This window comes from Hydrogenophaga pseudoflava (assembly GCF_004353865.1).
GTDB classification, from domain to species: Bacteria; Pseudomonadota; Gammaproteobacteria; order Burkholderiales; family Burkholderiaceae_C; genus Hydrogenophaga; species Hydrogenophaga pseudoflava.
This window is the reverse complement of record NZ_CP037867.1, coordinates 2,301,244-2,321,082: the sequence shown is the minus strand read 5'-3', so window position 1 is coordinate 2,321,082 and position 19,839 is coordinate 2,301,244. Positions and strand designations below refer to the sequence as shown.

Genomic DNA, 19,839 nt, shown 5'->3' with positions numbered 1-19,839 from the left:
TTGGCGGGCAGCCAACGGCTGCCCGGCGGGTCAAGCTTCGCGCGAAGCGCGCTTGCGATCGTGTTCCTTGAGATGGCGCTTGCGCAGGCGCACGCTCTTGGGCGTGATCTCGACCAGCTCGTCGTCCTCGATGAACTCAACGCCGTATTCCAGCGTCAGGTCGATGGGCGGCGTGATCTTGATCGCGTCTTCCTTGCCGCTGACACGGAAGTTGGTCAGCTGCTTGGTGCGGGTGGCGTTGACCACCAGGTCGTTGTCGCGGCTGTGAATGCCGACGATCATGCCCTCGTACACCGGGTCGTTGGGTTTGACGAACATGCGGCCGCGGTCGTCGAGCTTGCCCAGGGCGTAAGTGAAGATCTCGCCGTCGTCCATGGAGATCAGCACACCATTCTTGCGGCTGGCGATCTCGCCCTTGTGCGGTTCGTAGCCGTCGAAGATGTTGCTGATCAGGCCGGAACCGCGGGTCAGGTTCAGGAACTCGTTGGAGAAGCCGATCAGGCCACGCGCCGGGATCCGGTATTCCAGGCGCACGCGGCCCTTGCCGTCCGGCACCATGTTGACCAGTTCGCCCTTGCGCTCACCCAGGGCCTGCATCACGCCGCCCTGGTGGCCTTCCTCGATGTCGGCCGTCACCAGCTCGATCGGTTCGCACTTCTCGCCGTTGATCTCGCGGAACACCACGCGCGGCTTGGACACGGCCAGCTCGTAGCCTTCGCGGCGCATGTTTTCCAGCAGGATGGTCAGGTGCAGTTCGCCTCGACCAGACACCTCGAAGATGCCGTCCTCGTCGGTTTCCTTCACGCGCAGGGCCACGTTGTGCTGCAGCTCTTTCTGCAGGCGGTCCCAGATCTGGCGGCTGGTGACGAACTTGCCTTCGCGCCCGGCCAGCGGGCTGGTGTTGACGCAGAAGTTCATGGTCAGCGTGGGCTCGTCCACCTTGAGCATGGGCAGCGGCGTCGGATTGGACGGGTCGGTGACGGTCACGCCGATGCCGATGTCGGCGATGCCGTTGATCAGCACGATGTCGCCAGGGCCGGCCTCGGTCACCTGCACGCGGTCGAGCCCCTGGAAGGTCAGGACCTGGTTGATGCGGCCCTTGATGCTCTTGCCGTCTTCGCCCTCCATCACCAGTACGTCCATGCCGGGACGGATCTTGCCGGCACTGATACGACCGACGCCGATGCGGCCGACGAAGGTGGAGAAGTCCAGCGCGGAGATCTGCAGCTGCAGCGGCGCGTCCGGGTCACCCTGGTGGGCCGGCACATGCTTGAGCACGGTGTCGAACAGGGCCGACATGTTGGGGCCCCACTGTTCGCCAGGCGCACCCTCTTCCAGCGAGGTCCAGCCGTTGATACCCGAGGCGTAGACCACCGGGAATTCCAGCTGCTCGTCGGTCGCGCCGAGGTTCGCAAATAGATCGAAGGCTTCGTTGATCACCTTGGTCGGGTTGGCGCCGGGCTTGTCCACCTTGTTGACCACCACGATGGGCTTGAGCCCCAGGGCCAGGGCCTTCTTGGTCACGAAGCGGGTCTGCGGCATCGGGCCTTCCTGGGCGTCGATCAGCAGCACCACGCCGTCCACCATGGACAGTGCCCGCTCCACCTCACCGCCAAAGTCCGCGTGCCCAGGCGTGTCGACGATGTTGATGTGGGTGCCCTGCCAGCTCACGGCGCAGTTCTTGGCCAGGATGGTGATGCCGCGCTCGCGTTCGATGGCGTTGTTGTCCATCACCGTGTCCACGACCTTTTCGTGCTCAGCGAAGGTGCCCGACTGGCGCAGCAGCTGGTCGACCATGGTGGTCTTGCCGTGGTCGACGTGGGCGATGATGGCGATGTTGCGGATCTGTTTGCTCATGTTGCAGGTTCCAGGATTTGCTGTATTTCGATGGGGCTCAGCAGCCGCCCCGGGATGAGTTCGCCGGCCTGTGTGTGGCCACTGCCCAGCAGGACCGGCGTGTGGGAGGTGCCCACTGGCGGGCCGTAGATCGCCACCCGGGACAGGTCGGACCAGGTCCCGCGGCGGCGCACACCGCTGAGAAAGCGCGCGGCATTGTCGCTGTCGAGCGTGACAGCCGTGTGGTCGGGCAGCAGCGCCTGCACCGGCAGCAGCCTTTGCAGGCGCTGCTCATCGGGCAAGGCCTCCAGGGCCTCGACCGTGATGCACTGGCCGGCGTCGAAGGGGCCGGTTTGCACCCGCCGCAGCAGGCTCAGATGCCCGCCGCAGCCCAGGGCCGCCGCAATGTCTTCGCCCAGCGTGCGGATGTAGGTGCCCTTGGAGCAGCGCACGCGCAAGCGCAGGAAGGGCTCATGTCCCTCGAGGCGCAGGTCCACAAGTTCCAGTTCGTGGATGGTGACTGCGCGCGGCTCACGCTCCACCGTGACGCCTTCACGGGCGTACTCATACAGCGCCTTGCCATCCTTCTTGAGGGCGCTGTGCATGGGCGGAATCTGGGTGATGGGCCCGGTGAAGCGATCCAGCACCTCTACCACTTGCCCGACGCTGCAGGTCACCGGACGGCTCTCCAGAACATCGCCCTCGGCGTCGCCGGTGGTCGTGGTCACACCCAGGCGGACCACGGTTTCGTAGCTCTTGTCGGCGTTCAGGTGCAGCTGGCTGAACTTGGTGGCTGCGCCGAAGCAGATCGGGAGCACGCCTGTGGCCAGAGGATCCAGCGTCCCGGTATGCCCGGCCTTTTCGGCGCGCAGCAGCCATTTGGCTTTCTGCAAGGCCTGGTTGCTGGAGAAGCCCAGCGGTTTGTCAAGCAACAGCACCCCATGCACAGGGCGCCGTGGCACCCTGGTGCTGTGGCGCTGCATGGTCATTCCTCGTTCTTGGAACGCGACGCAACGGCCTTTGAGATCAGCGCGTTCATGTCCGCCGCCCGCTCGGTGGTGCGGTCGAACACGAAGTGCAGCGTCGGCACGGTGTGGATGTGCAGGCGCTTGAACAAGCCATTGCGCAGGAACCCGGCGGCGGCGTTCAGGCCCTGTGTCGTCTCGTCCGGATTGCCGGTGAGAAGGCTGAAAAACACCTTGGCGTGGGCGTAATCGGGTGTGACCTCGACCGCGTTGATCGTGACCATGCCCACCCGCGGATCCTTGAGCTCGCGCGCGATCAGCTCGGCCAGATCGCGCTGGATCTGGTCGGCCACGCGGAAACCGCGGTTGGGGACGGAAGAAGCCTTGCGGGGCATGGTGGTGCTCGATCCTTACAGCGTGCGGGCCACTTCCTTGACCTCGAAGAACTCCAGCTGGTCACCTTCCTTGATGTCGCTGTAGTTCTTGAGCTTGATACCGCACTCGAAGCCTTCCTTGACTTCGCGCACGTCGTCCTTGAGGCGCTTGAGGGTGTCGATCTCGCCGGTGTAGACCACCACGTTGTCGCGCAGCAGGCGGAAGTGGGCGTTGCGGGTGACCATGCCGGACGTGACCATACAGCCGGCCACGGTGCCGATCTTGGACGCCACGAACACGGTGCGGATCTCTGCCGAGCCGATGACCTCTTCCCGCTTCTCGGGTGCCAGCAGGCCGGACATGGCCGCCTTCAGATCGTCCACGGCGTCGTAGATGATGTTGTAGTAGCGCAGGTCGACGTCATTGCCTTCGGCCAGCTTGCGCGCGCCGACGTCGGCGCGCACGTTGAAGCCAATGATGACCGCCTTGGAGGCGATCGCCAGGTTGACATCGGACTCGCTGATGCCGCCCACGCCGGAGAACACCAGCTGCACCTTGACCTCGTCAGTCGAGAGCTTGAGCAGCGAGGCGCCCAGGGCTTCCTGCGAACCTTGCACGTCGGCCTTGATGATGATGGGCAGCACTTTGACTTCGCCAGCCGTCATGTCGGTGAACATGTTCTCCAGCTTGGCGGCCTGTTGCTTGGCCAGCTTGGTGTTGCGGAACTTGCCCGCACGGTAGGTGGCGATCTCGCGCGCGCGGCGCTCGTCGGTCATCACCATGAAGTCATCGCCGGCCTGCGGCACTTCGGACAGACCCTGGATTTCCACTGGAATGGACGGCCCGGCTTCCTTGATGGGCTTGCCGTTTTCATCCAGCATGGCACGCACACGGCCAGACGTCTGGCCGACCAGCACCACGTCGCCGGTCTTGAGCGTGCCGCTTTGCACCAGAACGGTCGCGACCGAGCCGCGGCCCTTGTCCAGACGGGCTTCGATCACCAGACCCTTGGCCATCGCATCCACCGGCGCCTTGAGTTCCAGCACCTCGGCCTGAAGCAACACCTGCTCCAGCAAGGCGTCGATGCCTTCGCCGGTCTTGGCGGACACACCCACGAAAGGCACGTCACCACCGAACTCTTCAGGCACGACCTCTTCGGCCACCAGTTCCGAGCGCACACGCTCGAGGTTGATGCCCGGCTTGTCGATCTTGGTCAAGGCCACGACCATGGGCACACCGGCCGCTTTCGCGTGCTTGATGGCTTCCTTGGTCTGCGGCATCACGCCGTCGTCGGCCGCACACACCAGAATGACGATGTCGGTGGCCTGGGCACCACGGGCACGCATGGCGGTGAACGCCTCGTGACCCGGGGTATCGAGGAAAGACACCATGCCGCGCGGCGTTTCCACGTGGTAAGCACCGATGTGCTGCGTGATGCCACCGGCCTCGCCTGCTGCCACCTTGGCGCGACGGATGTAGTCCAGCAGCGAGGTCTTGCCGTGGTCCACGTGGCCCATGACGGTGACCACAGGCGCACGGGGCTTGAGTTCGGCTTGGTGCTGGCCTGCTTCCTCGTCGGTGAAGGCTTCCGGATCATCCAACGCCGCCACCACCGCGGTGTGCCCCAGTTCTTCCACCACGATCATGGCGGTGTCCTGGTCCAGCGGCTGGTTGATGGTGACCATCTGGCCCAGCTTCATCAGTTGCTTGATCACTTCGGAGGACTTCAGGCTCATCTTGTGCGCGAGTTCGGCCACCGTGATGGTTTCCGGCACGTGCACCTCGATGACCTTGGCTTCCGTCGGGGCCACAAAGCTGCTCTGGGCGCTGTCACGGCTGTCGCGGTCGCCACGGCGGCCGCCGCCCTTGGGGCCGCTGCGCCAGTTGGAACGACCAGCGCTGGTGTCGCCACGGGTCTTGATTTCCTTCTTCTTCGCTGCGTCGTCCTTCCAGGTCGACGACAGGTTTTCGGACTTGATTTCCTTCTTGCCACCGGCGCCAGGCGCGGCCGCTGCACCCGCGGCCGTCTTGGCGGCAGGCGTGCCAGCAGGCTTGTGCAGTGTGCCCTTGATGGCCTTGGGATCGGGCGTGGGTTCCGGCTTCTTGGCCACGAGGGTCTTGGCCGGTGCAGCCATCATCGCGCGGATGTTGGCGGCCTCGGCCTCGGCCTTGCGCCGACGCTCCAGCAGATCCTGCGCGCGCGACTCTTCCGCCTTGCGGGCTTCGGCCTGCTTGTCGGCCTCCGCCTTGGCAGCAGCTTCACGCTCGGCCGCGGCAGCGGCACGGCGCTGGTCTTCCTTGGCAGCCTCTTCCTTGGCAGAGTCGACAGAAGCGGCGGATTTCGCCGCCGCCTGTTGCCGCGCCTGGGCTGCGGCCTCTTCGGCCTCTGCGGCCTGGCGCGCGAGTTCCGCCTGGCGGGCCTCTTCTGCTTCGCGCTGCTGGCGCTTGATCAGCAGTTCTTCTTCCTGGCGCCGCAGCAGCTCGGCCTGACGGCGGGCTTCTTCCTCGCGACGTGCCAACTCGGCCGGATCCACCGCCGGTGCGGCTGGCTCGACGGCCTCCGTCGGCACGTCCGGGACCACCACCTCATCGTCGCGCTTGACGAAAGTGCGCTTCTTGCGTACTTCGACCTGGATGGTGCGGGCGCGCCCGGTGGCGTCGGCCTGCTTGATCTCCGTGGTGGACTTCTTCACCAGCGTGATCTTCTTGCGCTCGGCGCCGGCGGTACCGTGACTGGCCTTGAGGTGGCCCAGCAGCTTCTGCTTGTCGGTCTCGGTGACCACATCGGTCCCTGCGGTTTTGGGCACCCCGGCAGCAGACAGCTGCTCCAGCAGGGTGGTGGTGGGCTTGTTCAGCTCAGCGGCCAATTCGGCAACGGTGGTACTGGTCATAGGTGTTTGTTCTCCGCTCGTGCCTGCACGGGTCAGTTGGACGCAGGCGTCTCCTCACCGGAGAACCAGTGAGCGCGGGCGCGCATGATCAGGCTGGTCGCCTCTTCGGGCGTCTGGCCGGTCATGTCGGTGAGTTCGTCGGTGGCCAGATCGGCCAGTTCGTCGCGGGTGTGCACGCCGCCGTCGGCCAGTTTGGCGACCAGGTCGGGGGTCATCCCCTCCAGGTCCCGCAGATCCTGCGACACCTCTTCCACACTTTCTTCGCGGGCGATTTCCATCGTCAGCAGCGCGTCCTTGGCGCGGGCACGCAGCTCGTTGACCGTGTCCTCGTCGAAGGACTCGATTTCCAGCATCTCCTGCAGAGGCACATAGGCCACCTCTTCCAGACTGGTGAAGCCCTCCTCGATCAGGATGTCGGCGATCTCCTGATCCACGTCAAGCTTGGCCATGAACAGCTTGCGGATGCCGTCGGCCTCTTCGGCCTGCTTCTGCGCAGACTCGTCGGCGGTCATGATGTTGATGCGCCAGCCGGTCAGATCGGACGCAAGGCGGACGTTCTGGCCACCGCGGCCGATGGCGATCGCGAGGTTCTCCTCGTCCACCACCACGTCCATGGCATGGCGCTCTTCGTCAACCACGATGGACACCACGTTGGCCGGTGCGAGTGCACCGATCACGAACTGCGCGGGATCTTCGGACCAAAGCACGATGTCCACGCGCTCGCCCGCCAGCTCGTTGGTCACCGCATTGACACGCGAGCCACGCACACCGACGCAGGTGCCGATGGGGTCAATGCGCTTGTCATGCGACAGAACGGCGATCTTGGCGCGCGAACCGGGGTCGCGGGCACAGGTCTTGATCTCCAGCAGGCCTTGCTCGATCTCCGGCACTTCCTGGCGGAACAGCTCGATCATGAACGAGGGTGCGGAACGCGACAGCAGGATGGGCGCGCCACGCAGTGTCAGGTCGACCTCCATGATCATGGCGCGCACGCGGTCGCCGGTGCGGAAGTTTTCCTTCGGGATCATCTCGCCGCGCTTGAGGCGGCCTTCGACACGACCGCTCTCGACGATCAGGTCGCCCTTGTCCATGCGCTTGACGGTGCCGACAAAGATCTTGTCGCCGCGGCTCATGAAGTCGTTGAGCAGCATTTCGCGCTCGGCGTCACGGATTTTTTGCAGGATCACCTGCTTGGCGGCCATGGCGCCGATGCGGCCGATCGGCACGCTTTCCACCGGCTTCTCGATGTAGTCGCCCTCTTCGATGTCCGGGATGTCGTCACGGGCATCGCTCAGCAACTCCTCGGCATCCGGGTTCTGCAGGCCCGCCGAATCAGGCACAACCAGCCAGCGGCGGAAGGTTTCGTAAGCACCCGTGTCCGGGTCCATCGCAACACGGATGTCGACCTCACCCTTGTAGAGTTTTTTGGTCGCCGAGGCCAGCGCCTGTTCGACCGCACCAAGCACGACGTCGCGTTCGACGTTCTTCTCGCGCGAGATGGCATCGATCAGCATCAACATTTCGCGATTCATATCAGTCGCCTACCTTTCCGTATCTCTTCTCTCAAATCACAAAAAAACTCAGGAGCCGGCACGCCGCCCCTTGAAATTCACAATGGGAGCCAGCCTGGCCTGCTGGACATCGCCCAGCGCAAACGTCAGCGCCTGAAGAGGTGCGGGCTCGCGCTTTTTGCTCACGCGCTGCCCTGGTTTGACGGGCGGCTCGTCACTCCAAACCACCTGCCACATCACCCCGTCGGCGGCCCGCTCCAGCGTGCCGCGAAACTTCTTCCTGTTGGCCGCCACGGCGCCGCCGGTGGCGCCGATGGGCGCCTTGAGCGTGAGATCAATGACCTGCCCCTGGAACCGCTGATAGTCGGCCTCGTGCCGCAGCGGCCGGTCGATACCAGGCGAACCCACTTCGAGGCGCCGGTAATCGAGACCCTCGACCTCCAGCAGATACTGCAGCTGCCGGGTGACCGTTTCGCAATCTTCCACGGTCACGAACTGTTCGGGGCCTGCGGGTTCACCGGGCTGCGGGGCCTGCCAGGGCAGATCGATCGTCACCCGGAGCAAGCCACCAGCCGAACGCTCCAGATCCACCAGGTCAAAACCCAGTCCGGTCACGGTTTGCGCAATGGTGTCTTGCCAGCTCATCGGGTGTATTGAAGCCTTGTGGTGAATGGAATCGAGATTCCGGAAAGCGTTTGGACAAAAAAAATGGGCCGGTAGTAACCCGCCCATTTGGTCGTGAAGCCAGCATTGTACTCTGTGCGGCACCGTTCTTGCAATAGCACCTACCAGGAATGCGTCAGATGCCGAGCACCCACTGAATGACGTTTTTGGCCATGAAACCCATCATGCCCAGGGACAGCACCAGAAAGATGATGAAGGTGCCGAATTTGCCGGCCTTGGACTCCAGGGCCAGATTCAGCACGATGAACAGCATGTAGAGAATGAAGGCCCCCACCCCGAAGGTCAGGCCGAACTGGGCAATCTGACCCTCGGTCAGACCAAATATCGTGTTTTCCATGACTGGGAAATGGGCCGGACTCAGTGGGCCGAAACCGGCGATGGGGTCGCGGTGAGGTCGCAGTAGGCATGCCAGCTCGCGTGGGCGATCAGCGGTATGACCACCACCAGTCCCACCAGTGCGGTGACCATGCCGAGCCCGACCAGCATCGTGATCAGCACGGCCCACCAGACCAGCGGCCCCGGGTAGTCGGCCACCGCGCGCCAGCTGGCCGTGACCGCCATGCTCACGGGCACGCTCTTGTCGATCAGCATGGGAATGGCGACCACGCTGGATGCAAATACAGGTGCCGCCAGCAGGGACCCCAGCACAAGCCAAACCTCAAACAGGCCGACCTCCTTGACGAGCACCACGTGGCGGAAAAAGTCCACCGGCTTGAGGATGGGTGTCGGGGACCAAAGCGTGATCAGACCAGCCGAAGCCATCACCCAACCTGTTCCGGCCAGGCCCAGCAAGACGCCGAAACGCACCAGACGGCCATCGAAGGACTTCCACAGCGCGAAGACATCTCGCAGCCCCGCCTTGCGGCCGGCCGCGCGTTCTCGGCTGATGTGATAGAGACCTGTGGCCAGCACCGGTGCCACGATGAGGAAACCCGAAAACGCACCCGCCAGCAGCCAGAAGCGGTCCCGTGCCAGCCAGAGCAACAGCCAGCCAAAGAGTGCCAGCGCCAGCCCGTGCAGCATGCCCGGAAGCGGGTTGGCCCGCAGGTCTTCCCAGCCGCGCTCGATCCAGCGGGTCGGCGAAATCATGTCCACGGGCATGGTCCGTGTCGTCGCGGGCTTGGAGGCTTGGGTCATGAAAAGCAGCGTTTGGACGTGGTCGGTGCGTTCGACAAGACGCGATTGCGCCGCAACCGATCCTAATGGAAGCTCAGGACGCGGCCCTGACAAGCGCCTGTGTGTAGGCGTTGTTTGGCGCACGGAGGACCTGCTCGACGGGGCCCCGCTCCATCACGACACCATCCTTGAGCACCAGCACCTCGTGGGCCATGGCCCGGATCACCGCGATGTCGTGGGTGATCAGCAGGTAGCTCAGGCCGCGCTCTCGCTGCAGGCGCTGCAGAAGGGTCAGCACCTGTTGCTGGACGGTCACGTCCAGCGCGCTGGTGGGCTCGTCCAGCACCAGCAGCTGCGGCTCGACGATCAGCGCGCGCGCGATGGCCAGGCGCTGGCGCTGCCCGCCGGAAAATTCGTGCGGGTAGCGCTGCAGCCAGTCGTCGGCTTGACTGGGTTCGGACACCAGCCCGACGTCGGCCAGCGCCGCCCTCACCCGTTCGCGGCGCTGCGCCGCATCCAACGCCGGCTCGTGAACGACGAGCCCCTCCCCGACGATCTGCTCCACCGTCATGCGCGGGGACAGAGAGGAAAACGGGTCCTGGAACACCACCTGGACCTGGCGGCGAAGCGCTTTTTCGGCGCCGGTCTGGCGCGCTTGCTCCCAGCCGGTGTCGCCGATATGCAGATCGCCGCTGTGCGGCAGCAGGCCCAGCGCAGCCAGAGCCAGGGTTGATTTGCCCGACCCGGACTCACCAACCACCCCGAGTGTGCCGCCGGACGGAATCGCAAAATCGGCCCCCTCCAGCGCGACGAAACTGCCGCGCCGGAACCAGCCCCGGAGCCCGGGCAGCGGCACCGGATAGCTCACACGCAGGCCCTGCGCCCGCATCACCGTCGGCGCATCTGCGGTTGGCTCGGCCACATCCCGCCGAGCCTCGCTGGCCAGCAGGCGGCGCGTGTAGGCATGCTGAGGCGCCTCATACACCGACTCCACCCCGCCCTGCTCCACCAGATGCCCTTTTTCCATCACAGCCACCCGGTCAGCGAAGCGCCGCACCAGGTTCAGGTCGTGGGTGATGAGCAGCACCGCCATGCCGTGCTGGCGCTGCAGATCCGAGAGCAGGGCCAGGATCTGGGCCCGCACCGTGACGTCCAGGGCAGTGGTCGGCTCGTCGGCGATCAGCAACTTCGGCTGGGCCGCCAGCGCCATGGCGATCATGGCGCGCTGGCGCTGACCGCCGCTGAGCTGGTGCGGAAACGCCCCGGCGCGCCGGGCGGGCTCGGGGATGCCAGTCGAGGCCAGCAACTCGATGGCGCCTGACCGGGCCTGCGCGGTGGTCAGCCCTTTCTTGAGCTGGAGCACCTCGACGATCTGCTCGCCCACGCTGTAGAGCGGGTTGAGCGCGGTCATCGGCTCCTGGAAGATCACCGCGATGCGATCGCCCCGGATGCCGCGCAGCGCGTGTTCGTTCAGGGACAGCAGGTCGGTGCCGCCGAAGTGGGCGGTGCCGCGCACCTCGGCGTTGTGGATCAGCCGCAGCAGCGACAGTGCCGAGACGGTCTTGCCGGAGCCCGACTCGCCCACCAGCGCCAGCTTCTCACCAGCTGCGAGCGAGAAGTCGATGCCATGCACCACCTCGTGGCCACCGAACGAGACGCTCAGGCCCTTGACCTCCAGCAGCGGCGTCATTGGTCGGCCTTTCGCGGATCGAGCGCGTCCCGCAGCGCGTCACCCATGAAGGTCAGCAGCAGCAGCGTGATGACCAGAACGCCGAAGGTCGAGAGCGAGATCCACCAGGCGTCAATGTTGTTCTTGCCCTGGCTCAGCAGCTCGCCCAGCGACGGCGTGCCCGGCGGCACGCCCAGGCCCAGGAAGTCCAGCGAGGTCAGCGCCAGGATGGCCGCGCTCATGCGGAACGGCAGGAAGGTGACCACCGGCGTCAGGCTATTGGGCAGCACATGGCGCCAGATGATCTGCCCGTTGGACATCCCCATGGCGCGTGCCGCGCGCACGTAATCCATCTGCCGGTTGCGCAGGAACTCGGCGCGCACGTAGTCGGACAGCCCCATCCAGCCGAACAGGCTCAGCAGCACCAGCAGCAGGCCAATGCTCGGGGACAGCACGGCCGAGAAGATGATCAGCAGGTACAGCTCGGGCATGGAGGACCAGATTTCGATGAAACGCTGGAAGGCCAGATCGGTCTTCCCGCCAAAGAAACCCTGGATCGCACCGGTGAGGATGCCCAGCACAGTGCCGATGAAGGTGAGCGCCAGGGCGAATAGCACGCTGACACGGAAACCGTAGATCAGCTGCGCCAGCAGGTCGCGCCCGCGGTCGTCGGTGCCCAGCCAGTTCTCGGCGGTCGGGCGGGACGGGTTGGGCTCTTTCGCGAAGTAGTTCAGCGTCTTGGGGCCGTAGGGGTTGGGCGCGTAGATCGCCCAGCTGTCCCCCTGGGTGATGCGCTCGCGGATGAAGGGATCGAGGTAGTCAGTGTCGGACTCGAAATCACCACCGAAGGTGGTTTCCGGCAGGTCCTGGACCATCGGGAAATAGGTCTTGCCTTCGTAGCGCACGACCAGCGGCCGGTCGTTGGAGATCAGCTCGGCGAACAGGCTCAGCACCACCAGGGTGCAGAACAGCACCAGGCTCCAGTAGCCCAGGCGGTTGCGCTTGAAACGTTGCCAGGCGCGGCGGGAGGGGGACAGCGAGGCGGCGGCCATCAGTCGAACTTCACGCGCGGATCCACCCACACGTAGCAGAGATCGGACACCAGCTTGGTGATCAGGCCGATCAGGGTAAACAGGAACAGCGTGCCCATGACCACGGGGTAGTCGCGTCGTATCACGCTCTCGTAGCCGAGCAGGCCCAGCCCGTCGAGAGAGAACTGGGTCTCGATCAGCAAAGCGCCAGTGAAGAAGGCGCCGATGAAGGCGGCCGGAAAGCCGGTCACGATGGGGATCAGGGCGTTGCGGAACACGTGCTTCCACAGCACCTGCCGCTCGCTCAGACCCTTGGCGCGGGCCGTCATCACATACTGTTTGCGGATCTCTTCGAGGAACGAGTTCTTGGTGAGCATGGCCGTCACGGCGAAGCTGCCCAGCACCATCGCAGTCACCGGCAGCGTGATGTGCCAGAGGTAGTCGACGATGCGAGCGCCCCAGCTCAGCTCCTCCCAGTTCGACGAGGTCAGGCCCCGCAGCGGAAACCACTGCAGTTGGCCACCAAAGATCACGAGCAAAGCCACCCCGAGCACGAAGCCCGGTATCGCATACCCCACCAGCACCAACAATGTGGTCACCAGATCGAAGCGAGACCCGGCGCGCACCGCCTTGGCCACGCCCAGCGGCACCGCCACCAGGTAGCTGATCAGAAAGGTCCAGAGCCCGAGGCTGACCGACACCGGCAGCTTTTCGATGATCAGCTGCGAGACCGCCTTGTTCTGGAAGAAGCTGGTGCCGAGGTCGAAGCGCGCGAACTGGCCCAGCATCTGGAAGAAGCGCTCGTGCGCGGGTTTGTCAAAGCCGTAGAGGGCCTTGATCTGCTCCAGCCGCTGCGGGTCCACGCCCTGGGCACCCCGGTAAACCGAGCCGCCTTCCGCGCCCGTGCCTGCTCCGGCACGGGCCTCCGCCAGGTACTGCTCCACCGGCCCGCCGGGCACGAACTGGATCACGACGAAAGTCAGCAGCAGCACCCCGAACAGCGTCGGGATCATCAACAGCAAGCGCTTGAGGATGTAGGACCACATATCAGGGTTTCGCCCACCAGGTGTCGATCGCCCAGTCCTCGCCGGTGGCATAGGGAGGCATGGCATCCGGACGGGCGAGGCGCCAGGCGTTGTAGACCATGCGGTGCGTGCTGGAAGACCATTGCGGCACCAGGTAGTGGCTGTGCGTGATGACACGCTCCAGCGAACGGCAGGCGGCCAGGAACTCGGGGCGGGTGTCGGCGCCGACCATTCGGCCGATCAGGTCGTCGACTGCCGGGCTTTTCACGCCGGCCATGTTGCCCGAGTCTTCGATGTCGGCGGCCTTGCTGCCGAACAGGTCGGCGTATTCCGGACCGGGGTTGTGCGTGCCACCGTACGCGATCGATGTGATGTCGAAGTTGAACGTGCGCAAGCGCTGCTGATACAGCGCGAAATCCACCGGACGAAAACTCAGCTGGACGCCCAGCTTGGCGAGGTTGCGCGACCAGGGCGTCACCACGCGCGCACCCGTTTCCTGGCTGTCCAGGTACTCCAGCACCATGGCCTCGCCCTTCGCGTTGCGCAGCGCGCCGTCTTTCACCGCCCAGCCGGCCTCGCGCAGCAGGGCCTGTGCCTTGCGAAGGTTGCCGCGCAGCGAGTCATCCCCGTCGGTGCGCGGCGAGCGGTAGGCCGGGCCGAAGACGGCGGGCGGCAGTTGCGCACGCCAGGGTGACAACAGAGCCAGCTCGGCCGGGGACGGTGCCCCCTCGGCTGAGCAGTCGGTGTTGCCGAACAGGCCCTGCACCCGCTGGTAGGCGCCGTAGAACATTTGCCGGTTCATCCATTCGTAGTCCAGCGCCAAGCCCAGCGCCTGCCGCACGCGGATGTCGTCGAGCGGCGGGCGGCGGGTGTTGAGCACATAGCTCTGGAAACCGGTGGGCTGTTTGTGAACGAACTCGGCCTTGACCAGTTCGCCGCTGTCAAAGCGCTTGCCGTTGACGCGCCGCGCCCAGTCGCCGGCCGAAAAGAAGCGCATCAGGTCGAACTCGCCGGCCTTGAGCGCCTCCAGCCGCGCGGTGTTGTCCTTGTAGATCTTGACGGTGACGCGGTCGAAGTTGGCCGTACCGCGGCGCACCGGCAGGTCTTTGGCCCAGTAGGCCGGATCGCGCACGTAGGTGATGTCCTTGCCGAAGCGCACCGGCCCGATCTTGTAGGGCCCGCTGCCGATGGGGATGTCCATCACCACCTGGTCGAAGCTCTTGCGCTGGCCGGTCTTCGGATCTTTCTCGTCGCCCCAGGCGCGGCTGAACACCGGCAGGCCGCCCACCGTCAGCGGCAGCTCGCGGTTGAATTTCTTGAAGCGGTAGCGCACCGTGCGGTCGTCGACCACATCGACGCCGGCCACATCTTCCAGGATCGTCTTGTAAGCCGGCGAGGTGTGGGGGCCGATCAGCGTCTCGTAGCTGTGCTTCAAGTCTGCGGCCAGCACCGGCTGGCCGTTGTGAAACCGCGCCTCCGGCCGGATGCGGAAGGTCACCGACAGCCGGTCGGGCGCCAGCACCACATCCGAGGCCAGCAGGCCGTAGGCCGAGCCGTTTTCGTCCAGCGCCCCTGTGAGCAGGCTGTCGAACATCAGCGACGACAGGTAAGCCGGCGCATTGCCGCGCAGGGTGAACGGGTTGTACTTGTCGAAGGTGGAGACCCGCAGGTTGCTGACCAGGCGCAGTTCACCGCCCTTGGGCGCATCGGGATTCACATAGGCGAAGTGCGTGAAGCCAGGCGGATACCGCAGTTCACCCCAGAGCGCATAGCCGTGTGCGGCCCAGGCCGGCAGCGAAGCCATCGCAACGCCGACGGCCACCAGAAGGCGCCACAGGCGAAGGGAAAAGGCTCGATGGGCTTGCATGCGACAATTCTGCGGGAAATTTTTCTGGAGTCTGAACAATGGGTTTTCTCGCCGGCAAGAAACTGCTGATCACGGGCGTGCTGTCCAACCGGTCCATCGCCTACGGCATTGCCAAGGCCTGTCATGCGCAAGGGGCCGAGCTGGCCTTCAGCTACGTGGGCGAACGCTTCAAGGACCGCATCACCGAATTTGCGGCCGATTTCAACTCGAACCTCATCTTCGATTGCGACGTCGGCGACGATGCCCAGATCGAGAGACTGTTTGCCGATCTGTCGCAGACCTGGCCCAAGTTCGACGGCTTCGTGCACAGCATCGGCTTCGCACCGCGCGAGGCGATCGCCGGCGACTTCCTCGACGGCCTGACCCGCGAGAACTTCCGCATCGCACACGACATCAGCGCCTACAGCTTCCCGGCCATGGCCAAAGCCGCCCTGCCCTACCTCAATGCCAACGCGGCGCTGCTGACGCTGAGCTACCTGGGCGCGCTGCGCACCATCCCGAACTACAACACCATGGGCCTGGCCAAGGCCAGCCTGGAAGCCAGCGTGCGCTACCTGGCGGAATCGCTGGGCCCGCGCGGCATGCGGGTCAACGGCATCAGCGCCGGCCCGATCAAGACCCTGGCCGCCAGCGGCATCAAGGACTTCGGCAAACTGCTGGGCTATGTGGCCGCGGCCTCCCCGCTGCGCCGCAACGTCACGATCGAGGACGTCGGCAACGTGGCCGCCTTCCTGCTGTCGGACCTGGCCTCGGGCGTGACGTCCGAAATCACCTACGTGGACTGCGGCTTCAGCCAGACCGCCGGCATCAGCAAGGACAGCGAGTCGGTCTCCTGACCGTTCTTTTTCCTTCGCGATGACTACCATGGGCACCGGTCGACGCAGCGTCCTCGCTGCCATCGCCGGTGTTTTTTTGTGCCCTTTGGCATCGCTGGCGGCCGACGCGCCACCGGCCCTGATGCTGGCGGGCAAGTACCGGCCCGGACTGGATCTTTCGGCCTACTGGGTCAGTGAAAAATACGACGGCGTGCGTGGCTACTGGGACGGGCAGCGCCTGTGGACCCGGGGTGGTGAGCCGCTGTCGCCACCCGTCTGGTTCACGCAGGGTTGGCCACCCACGCCCATGGACGGCGAGCTGTGGGCCGGGCGCGGCCGTTTCGAGGAAGTCAGTGGCACCGTGCGCCAGTTGCAGGCCAGCGACGAGGCCTGGCGTCGCATCCGCTTCATGGTGTTCGATCTGCCCGCCCATCCAGGCCTGTTCGATGAGCGGCTGGCGGCTTACCAGGCGCTGGTGCGCCAGCTTGATCTGCCGTGGGTGGTGGCCGTGCCCCAGGAGAAAATCACCGACCACACCACGCTGCAGCGCCGGCTCAAGACCGACATACAGGCGGGCGCCGAGGGCCTGATGCTGCACCGAGGAGATTCGCCCTACCGCGCGGTGCGGGGCGACGACCTGGTCAAGCTCAAGCCGTTTGACGATGCCGAGGCGCGCGTACTGTCCTACGTGCCCGGCAAAGGACGGCATGCCGGGCGGATGGGTGCGCTGTGGGTCGAGACGCCCGACGGCCAGCGCTTCCGGCTGGGCACGGGTTTCTCAGACGCGCAGCGTGAACGTCCGCCCTCCGTCGGCAGCTGGATCACCTACCGCTACCGGGGTCTGCACGACAGCGGGCTGCCCCGGTTCGCCAGCTTCCTGCGCGAGCGCCCGGACTACCGGCCACCCGCCCGCTGACTTTGTCCGTCAGGCGCCAGACACCTGGCGCAGGTGCGCGTAGATCTGGTCCTTGAGGGCGAGCTTTTCCTTTTTCAGCCGCTCGATCTCCAGCTGCGTGCCCGGTTCGATGTGGGCTTCCTTGTTCCTGATCTGCTGATCGAGCTCGTTGTGCTTGTCGAACAGCCGGGTGAAGTGGTGATCGTGGCCCTTGAGGCTTGTGATCAGATCGCGGTATTCGGGAAACATCGGTGCTCCTCTGGTGTCGGGATGCCAGCTTACCCCGCCTTCACACAGTCCGCAAAGTAGCTGACCACGCCGTCGAGCCCGACCTCCTGCACCAAGCCATGGATATCGGTCTCGAACCCAGGGCATTCACGGGCAAACTCGCGGTTGAACTTGAGGTAGTCCACGATCTTCTTGTTGAACACCTCACCCGGAATCAGCAGCGGAATGCCCGGCGGGTACGGCGTCACCAGGCTGGTGGTGATGCGCCCTTCCAGATCGTCGATCGGCACGCGCTGCGTCGTGCGGTGGGCGATGTGCGCGAACGCATCGCTGGGCTTCATGGCCGGCGTGTGGTCGCTCAGGTACATGTCGGTGGTCAGACGGGCGATGTCGTACTTGGCGTAAAGCGCGTGCACATGCTGGCACAGGTCGCGAAGACCCATCTGCTCGTAGCGCGGCTGCTTGGCGCAGAACTCCGGCATGATCCGCCACATCGGCTGGTTCTTGGCATAGTCGTCCTTGAACTGCTGCAGCGCCGTCAGCAGCGTGTTCCAGCGGCCCTTGGTGATCCCGATGGTGAACATGATGAAGAAGGAATACAGCCCGGTCTTCTCCACCACCACACCGTGTTCGGCGAGGAACTTGGTGACGATGGACGCCGGGATGCCGGTGGCCGCAAAGTCACCCTTGAGGTTCAGGCCCGGCGTCACGATGGTGGCCTTGATCGGATCGAGCATGTTGAAGCCCGGCGCCATGTCGCCGAAGCCGTGCCAGGCCTCCTCACCATCCGAGGGCTGCACGCCATCTGCGTCGGTGCGTTTGAGCACCCAGTCGCTGGCCCTGCCCACGCCCTCCTCCACCAGGCTGTCCGGCCCCCAGACCTGGAACCACCAGTCGTCCTGCCCGAACTCGGCCTCCACCTTGCGCATGGCACGTCTGAAGTCGAGCGCCTCGGCAATGCTCTCTTCCACGAGCGCCGTGCCGCCCGGCGGCTCCATCATGGCAGCGGCCACGTCGCAGCTGGCGATGATGCTGTACTGCGGGCTGGTGCTGGTGTGCATCAGGTAGGCCTCGTTGAACAGATGCCTGTCCAGCTTGGTGCTCTGGGAGTCCTGCACCAGCACATGGCTGGCCTGGCTGATGCCGGCCAGCAGCTTGTGGATGGACTGCGTGGCGTACACCACCGAATGCTGCGGACGCGCGCGCTTCTTGCCCATGGCGTGGAAGCTGCCGTAGAAGGGATGGAAGGCCGCGTGCGGCAGCCAGGCCTCATCGAAGTGGAGGTTGTCCACCCAGCCATCGAGCAGGTTCTTGATGGTCTCAGTGTTGTAGAGCACGCCGTCGTAGGTGGACTGCGTCAGTGTCAGGATGCGCGGCTTGACCTTGTCGGCATCCACTCCGGCGAGCAGCGGATTGGCGCGAATCTTGGCCTTGATGGCATCGACCTCGAACTCGGCCTGCGGGATCGGACCGATGATGCCGTAGTGGTTGCGCGTGGGTTTGAGGAACACGGGTATCGCACCCGTCATGATGATCGAGTGCAGGATGGACTTGTGGCAGTTCCGGTCCACCACCACCACATCGCCCGGCGCCACTGTGTGGTGCCAGACCATCTTGTTCGACGTCGACGTGCCGTTGGTCACGAAGTAGCAGTGGTCGGCATTGAAGATGCGTGCGGCGTTGCGCTCGCTCGCACCAATGGCGCCGTTGTGGTCCAGCAGCTGGCCGAGCTCCTCCACCGCGTTGCACACGTCGGCGCGCAGCATGTTCTCACCATAGAACTGGTGGTACATCTGGCCCACCGGACTCTTGAGGAAAGCCACTCCACCCGAGTGACCAGGGCAGTGCCATGAATAAGAACCATCTTCCGCATAGTCCAGCAGGGCCTTGAAAAACGGCGGCTGGATGCCTTCGAGATAGCTCTTGGCCTCGCGGATGATGTGGCGCGCCACGAACTCCGGCGTGTCCTCGAACATGTGGATGAAGCCATGCAGCTCGCGCAGCACGTCGTTGGGCAGGTGGCGGCTGGTCTTGGTCTCGCCATGCACGTAGATCGGCACTTCGGCGTTCTTGCGGCGCACTTCCTCGATGAAGTTGCGAAGATTCAGCACCGCTGGGTCCAGATCAGGCCCCGGGGTGAACTCCTCGTCGTCGATGGACAGGATGAAGGCGCTGGCGCGCGACTGCTGCTGCGCAAACTGTGAAAGGTCGCCGTAGCTCGTCACGCCCACCACTTCGAAGCCTTCGCTTTCAATGGCCTGTGCCAGGGCGCGGATCCCCAGGCCAGACGTGTTTTCGGAACGGAAGTCCTCGTCGATGATGACGATGGGAAAGCGGAATTTCATCGCGTATCTCCAGCCGGTGCGAGCCGGGGCGGGTGGGAAGGGCCAGGAAGCGGGCAAGTGTACGGAAATCACATGACGCTGAACTTCTGTCGCAGGGCTTTTGACGCAGAATGTGGCGCTTGCCAGACATGGTGTGGCATCTATCGAGGAGGATGTTCAATGGACGAGTCGACCATGTGGTGGTTGATGGCTGCGGCGCTGGTGGCGCTTGAGCTTTTTACCGGCACCTTCTACCTGCTCATGCTGGCGGTCGGGCTGGCTGCCGGTGCCCTCGCCGCCCACCTGGGACTCTCTTTCTCCGGACAGCTGGTGGCTGCAGCCTTGATCGGGGCGGCAGCCGTGGTCATCGGGCACCTGCAACGCCGCAAACGCAAAGGAGATCCATCGGTCCGGTCCCTGCGCAGCGTAAACCTGGACGTCGGGGAAACGCTGCACGTGGACAACTGGCAGTCCGATGGCACCGCCAGCGTGCGCTACCGGGGCGCACAGTGGACCGCCGTGCTTGAACAAGGCCAGGTGGCGGAAGCCGGCAATTACAGGGTCACGGAACTGGTGGGCAACCGGCTCAAGGTCGAGAAGGCCTGAT

17 protein-coding genes are annotated in these 19,839 nt (G+C 64.8%); 3 read left to right on the top strand and 14 right to left on the bottom strand.

Annotation, left to right across the window (positions count from 1 at the left end):
- Nucleotides 1-30: 30 nt before the first annotated feature.
- From typA to HPF_RS11110, 12 genes are all read right to left on the bottom strand, one after another.
- A complete protein-coding gene (gene typA, locus HPF_RS11165; protein WP_066159693.1) occupies nt 31-1,857 on the bottom strand; it encodes a translational GTPase TypA in 1,827 nt (608 codons plus the stop codon).
- A complete protein-coding gene (gene truB / locus HPF_RS11160) occupies nt 1,854-2,819 on the bottom strand; it encodes a tRNA pseudouridine(55) synthase TruB (protein ID WP_133156626.1) in 966 nt (321 codons plus the stop codon). Before truB ends, typA begins: the two co-directional genes overlap by 4 nt.
- Before the next feature lie 2 nt (nt 2,820-2,821).
- Nucleotides 2,822-3,196: a 30S ribosome-binding factor RbfA gene (gene rbfA, locus HPF_RS11155; RefSeq protein ID WP_066159687.1), complete on the bottom strand. Its 375-nt coding sequence runs from the start codon at nt 3,194-3,196 to the stop codon at nt 2,822-2,824.
- Between the two features lie 15 nt (nt 3,197-3,211).
- Nucleotides 3,212-6,067, bottom strand: a complete 2,856-nt coding sequence (gene infB, locus HPF_RS11150) for a translation initiation factor IF-2 (protein ID WP_066159684.1) — start codon at nt 6,065-6,067, stop codon at nt 3,212-3,214.
- A 32-nt stretch (nt 6,068-6,099) separates the two neighbouring features.
- Nucleotides 6,100-7,599, bottom strand: coding sequence for a transcription termination factor NusA (nusA, locus tag HPF_RS11145; protein WP_066159681.1), 1,500 nt, complete (start codon nt 7,597-7,599; stop codon nt 6,100-6,102).
- A 48-nt stretch (nt 7,600-7,647) separates the two neighbouring features.
- Nucleotides 7,648-8,223 (bottom strand): ribosome maturation factor RimP, encoded by a 576-nt coding sequence (gene rimP / locus HPF_RS11140; RefSeq protein WP_133156625.1) that lies wholly within the window; start codon nt 8,221-8,223, stop codon nt 7,648-7,650.
- Between the two features lie 154 nt (nt 8,224-8,377).
- Nucleotides 8,378-8,599: a DUF2788 domain-containing protein gene (locus HPF_RS11135; RefSeq protein WP_066159673.1), complete on the bottom strand. Its 222-nt coding sequence runs from the start codon at nt 8,597-8,599 to the stop codon at nt 8,378-8,380.
- A 20-nt stretch (nt 8,600-8,619) separates the two neighbouring features.
- Nucleotides 8,620-9,399 carry a DUF2189 domain-containing protein gene (locus HPF_RS11130; protein ID WP_066159669.1) on the bottom strand — a complete coding sequence of 260 codons (780 nt, stop codon included), beginning with the start codon at nt 9,397-9,399 and terminating at the stop codon, nt 8,620-8,622.
- A gap of 73 nt (nt 9,400-9,472) precedes the next feature.
- A complete protein-coding gene (locus HPF_RS11125; RefSeq protein WP_133156624.1) occupies nt 9,473-11,068 on the bottom strand; it encodes an ABC transporter ATP-binding protein in 1,596 nt (531 codons plus the stop codon).
- The gene (locus tag HPF_RS11120) at nt 11,065-12,099 is read right to left on the bottom strand and encodes an ABC transporter permease (protein ID WP_133156623.1); all 1,035 of its coding nucleotides are present in this window, start codon (nt 12,097-12,099) and stop codon (nt 11,065-11,067) included. Before HPF_RS11120 ends, HPF_RS11125 begins: the two co-directional genes overlap by 4 nt.
- Complete coding sequence (locus HPF_RS11115) at nt 12,099-13,124, bottom strand: microcin C ABC transporter permease YejB (RefSeq protein WP_079365129.1); 1,026 nt, start codon at nt 13,122-13,124, stop codon at nt 12,099-12,101. The genes HPF_RS11120 and HPF_RS11115 overlap by 1 nt, the downstream gene beginning before the upstream one ends.
- Nucleotide 13,125: 1 nt before the next feature.
- Nucleotides 13,126-14,970 (bottom strand): extracellular solute-binding protein, encoded by a 1,845-nt coding sequence (locus HPF_RS11110; RefSeq protein WP_133156622.1) that lies wholly within the window; start codon nt 14,968-14,970, stop codon nt 13,126-13,128.
- A 38-nt stretch (nt 14,971-15,008) separates the two neighbouring features.
- Between HPF_RS11110 and fabI the strand changes: the two genes are divergently transcribed.
- Both fabI and HPF_RS11100 read left to right on the top strand, forming a co-directional pair.
- Nucleotides 15,009-15,806 carry an enoyl-ACP reductase FabI gene (gene fabI, locus HPF_RS11105; RefSeq protein ID WP_133156621.1) on the top strand — a complete coding sequence of 266 codons (798 nt, stop codon included), beginning with the start codon at nt 15,009-15,011 and terminating at the stop codon, nt 15,804-15,806.
- Between the two features lie 28 nt (nt 15,807-15,834).
- Nucleotides 15,835-16,701: a DNA ligase gene (locus HPF_RS11100; RefSeq protein ID WP_127807105.1), complete on the top strand. Its 867-nt coding sequence runs from the start codon at nt 15,835-15,837 to the stop codon at nt 16,699-16,701.
- Nucleotides 16,702-16,710: 9 nt separating this feature from the next.
- Here the strand turns inward: HPF_RS11100 and HPF_RS11095 are convergent, their stop codons facing one another.
- Nucleotides 16,711-16,929 (bottom strand): HP1242/YdcH family protein, encoded by a 219-nt coding sequence (locus tag HPF_RS11095; RefSeq protein ID WP_066159651.1) that lies wholly within the window; start codon nt 16,927-16,929, stop codon nt 16,711-16,713.
- A 29-nt stretch (nt 16,930-16,958) separates the two neighbouring features.
- The gene (locus HPF_RS11090; protein ID WP_066159646.1) at nt 16,959-19,253 is read right to left on the bottom strand and encodes an arginine/lysine/ornithine decarboxylase; all 2,295 of its coding nucleotides are present in this window, start codon (nt 19,251-19,253) and stop codon (nt 16,959-16,961) included.
- 159 nt (nt 19,254-19,412) lie between these two features.
- On the opposite strand from HPF_RS11090, the gene HPF_RS11085 reads away from it, so the two are divergent.
- Nucleotides 19,413-19,838, top strand: coding sequence for an NfeD family protein (locus tag HPF_RS11085; RefSeq protein ID WP_066159643.1), 426 nt, complete (start codon nt 19,413-19,415; stop codon nt 19,836-19,838).
- The last annotated feature ends 1 nt before the right edge of the window (nt 19,839 follow it).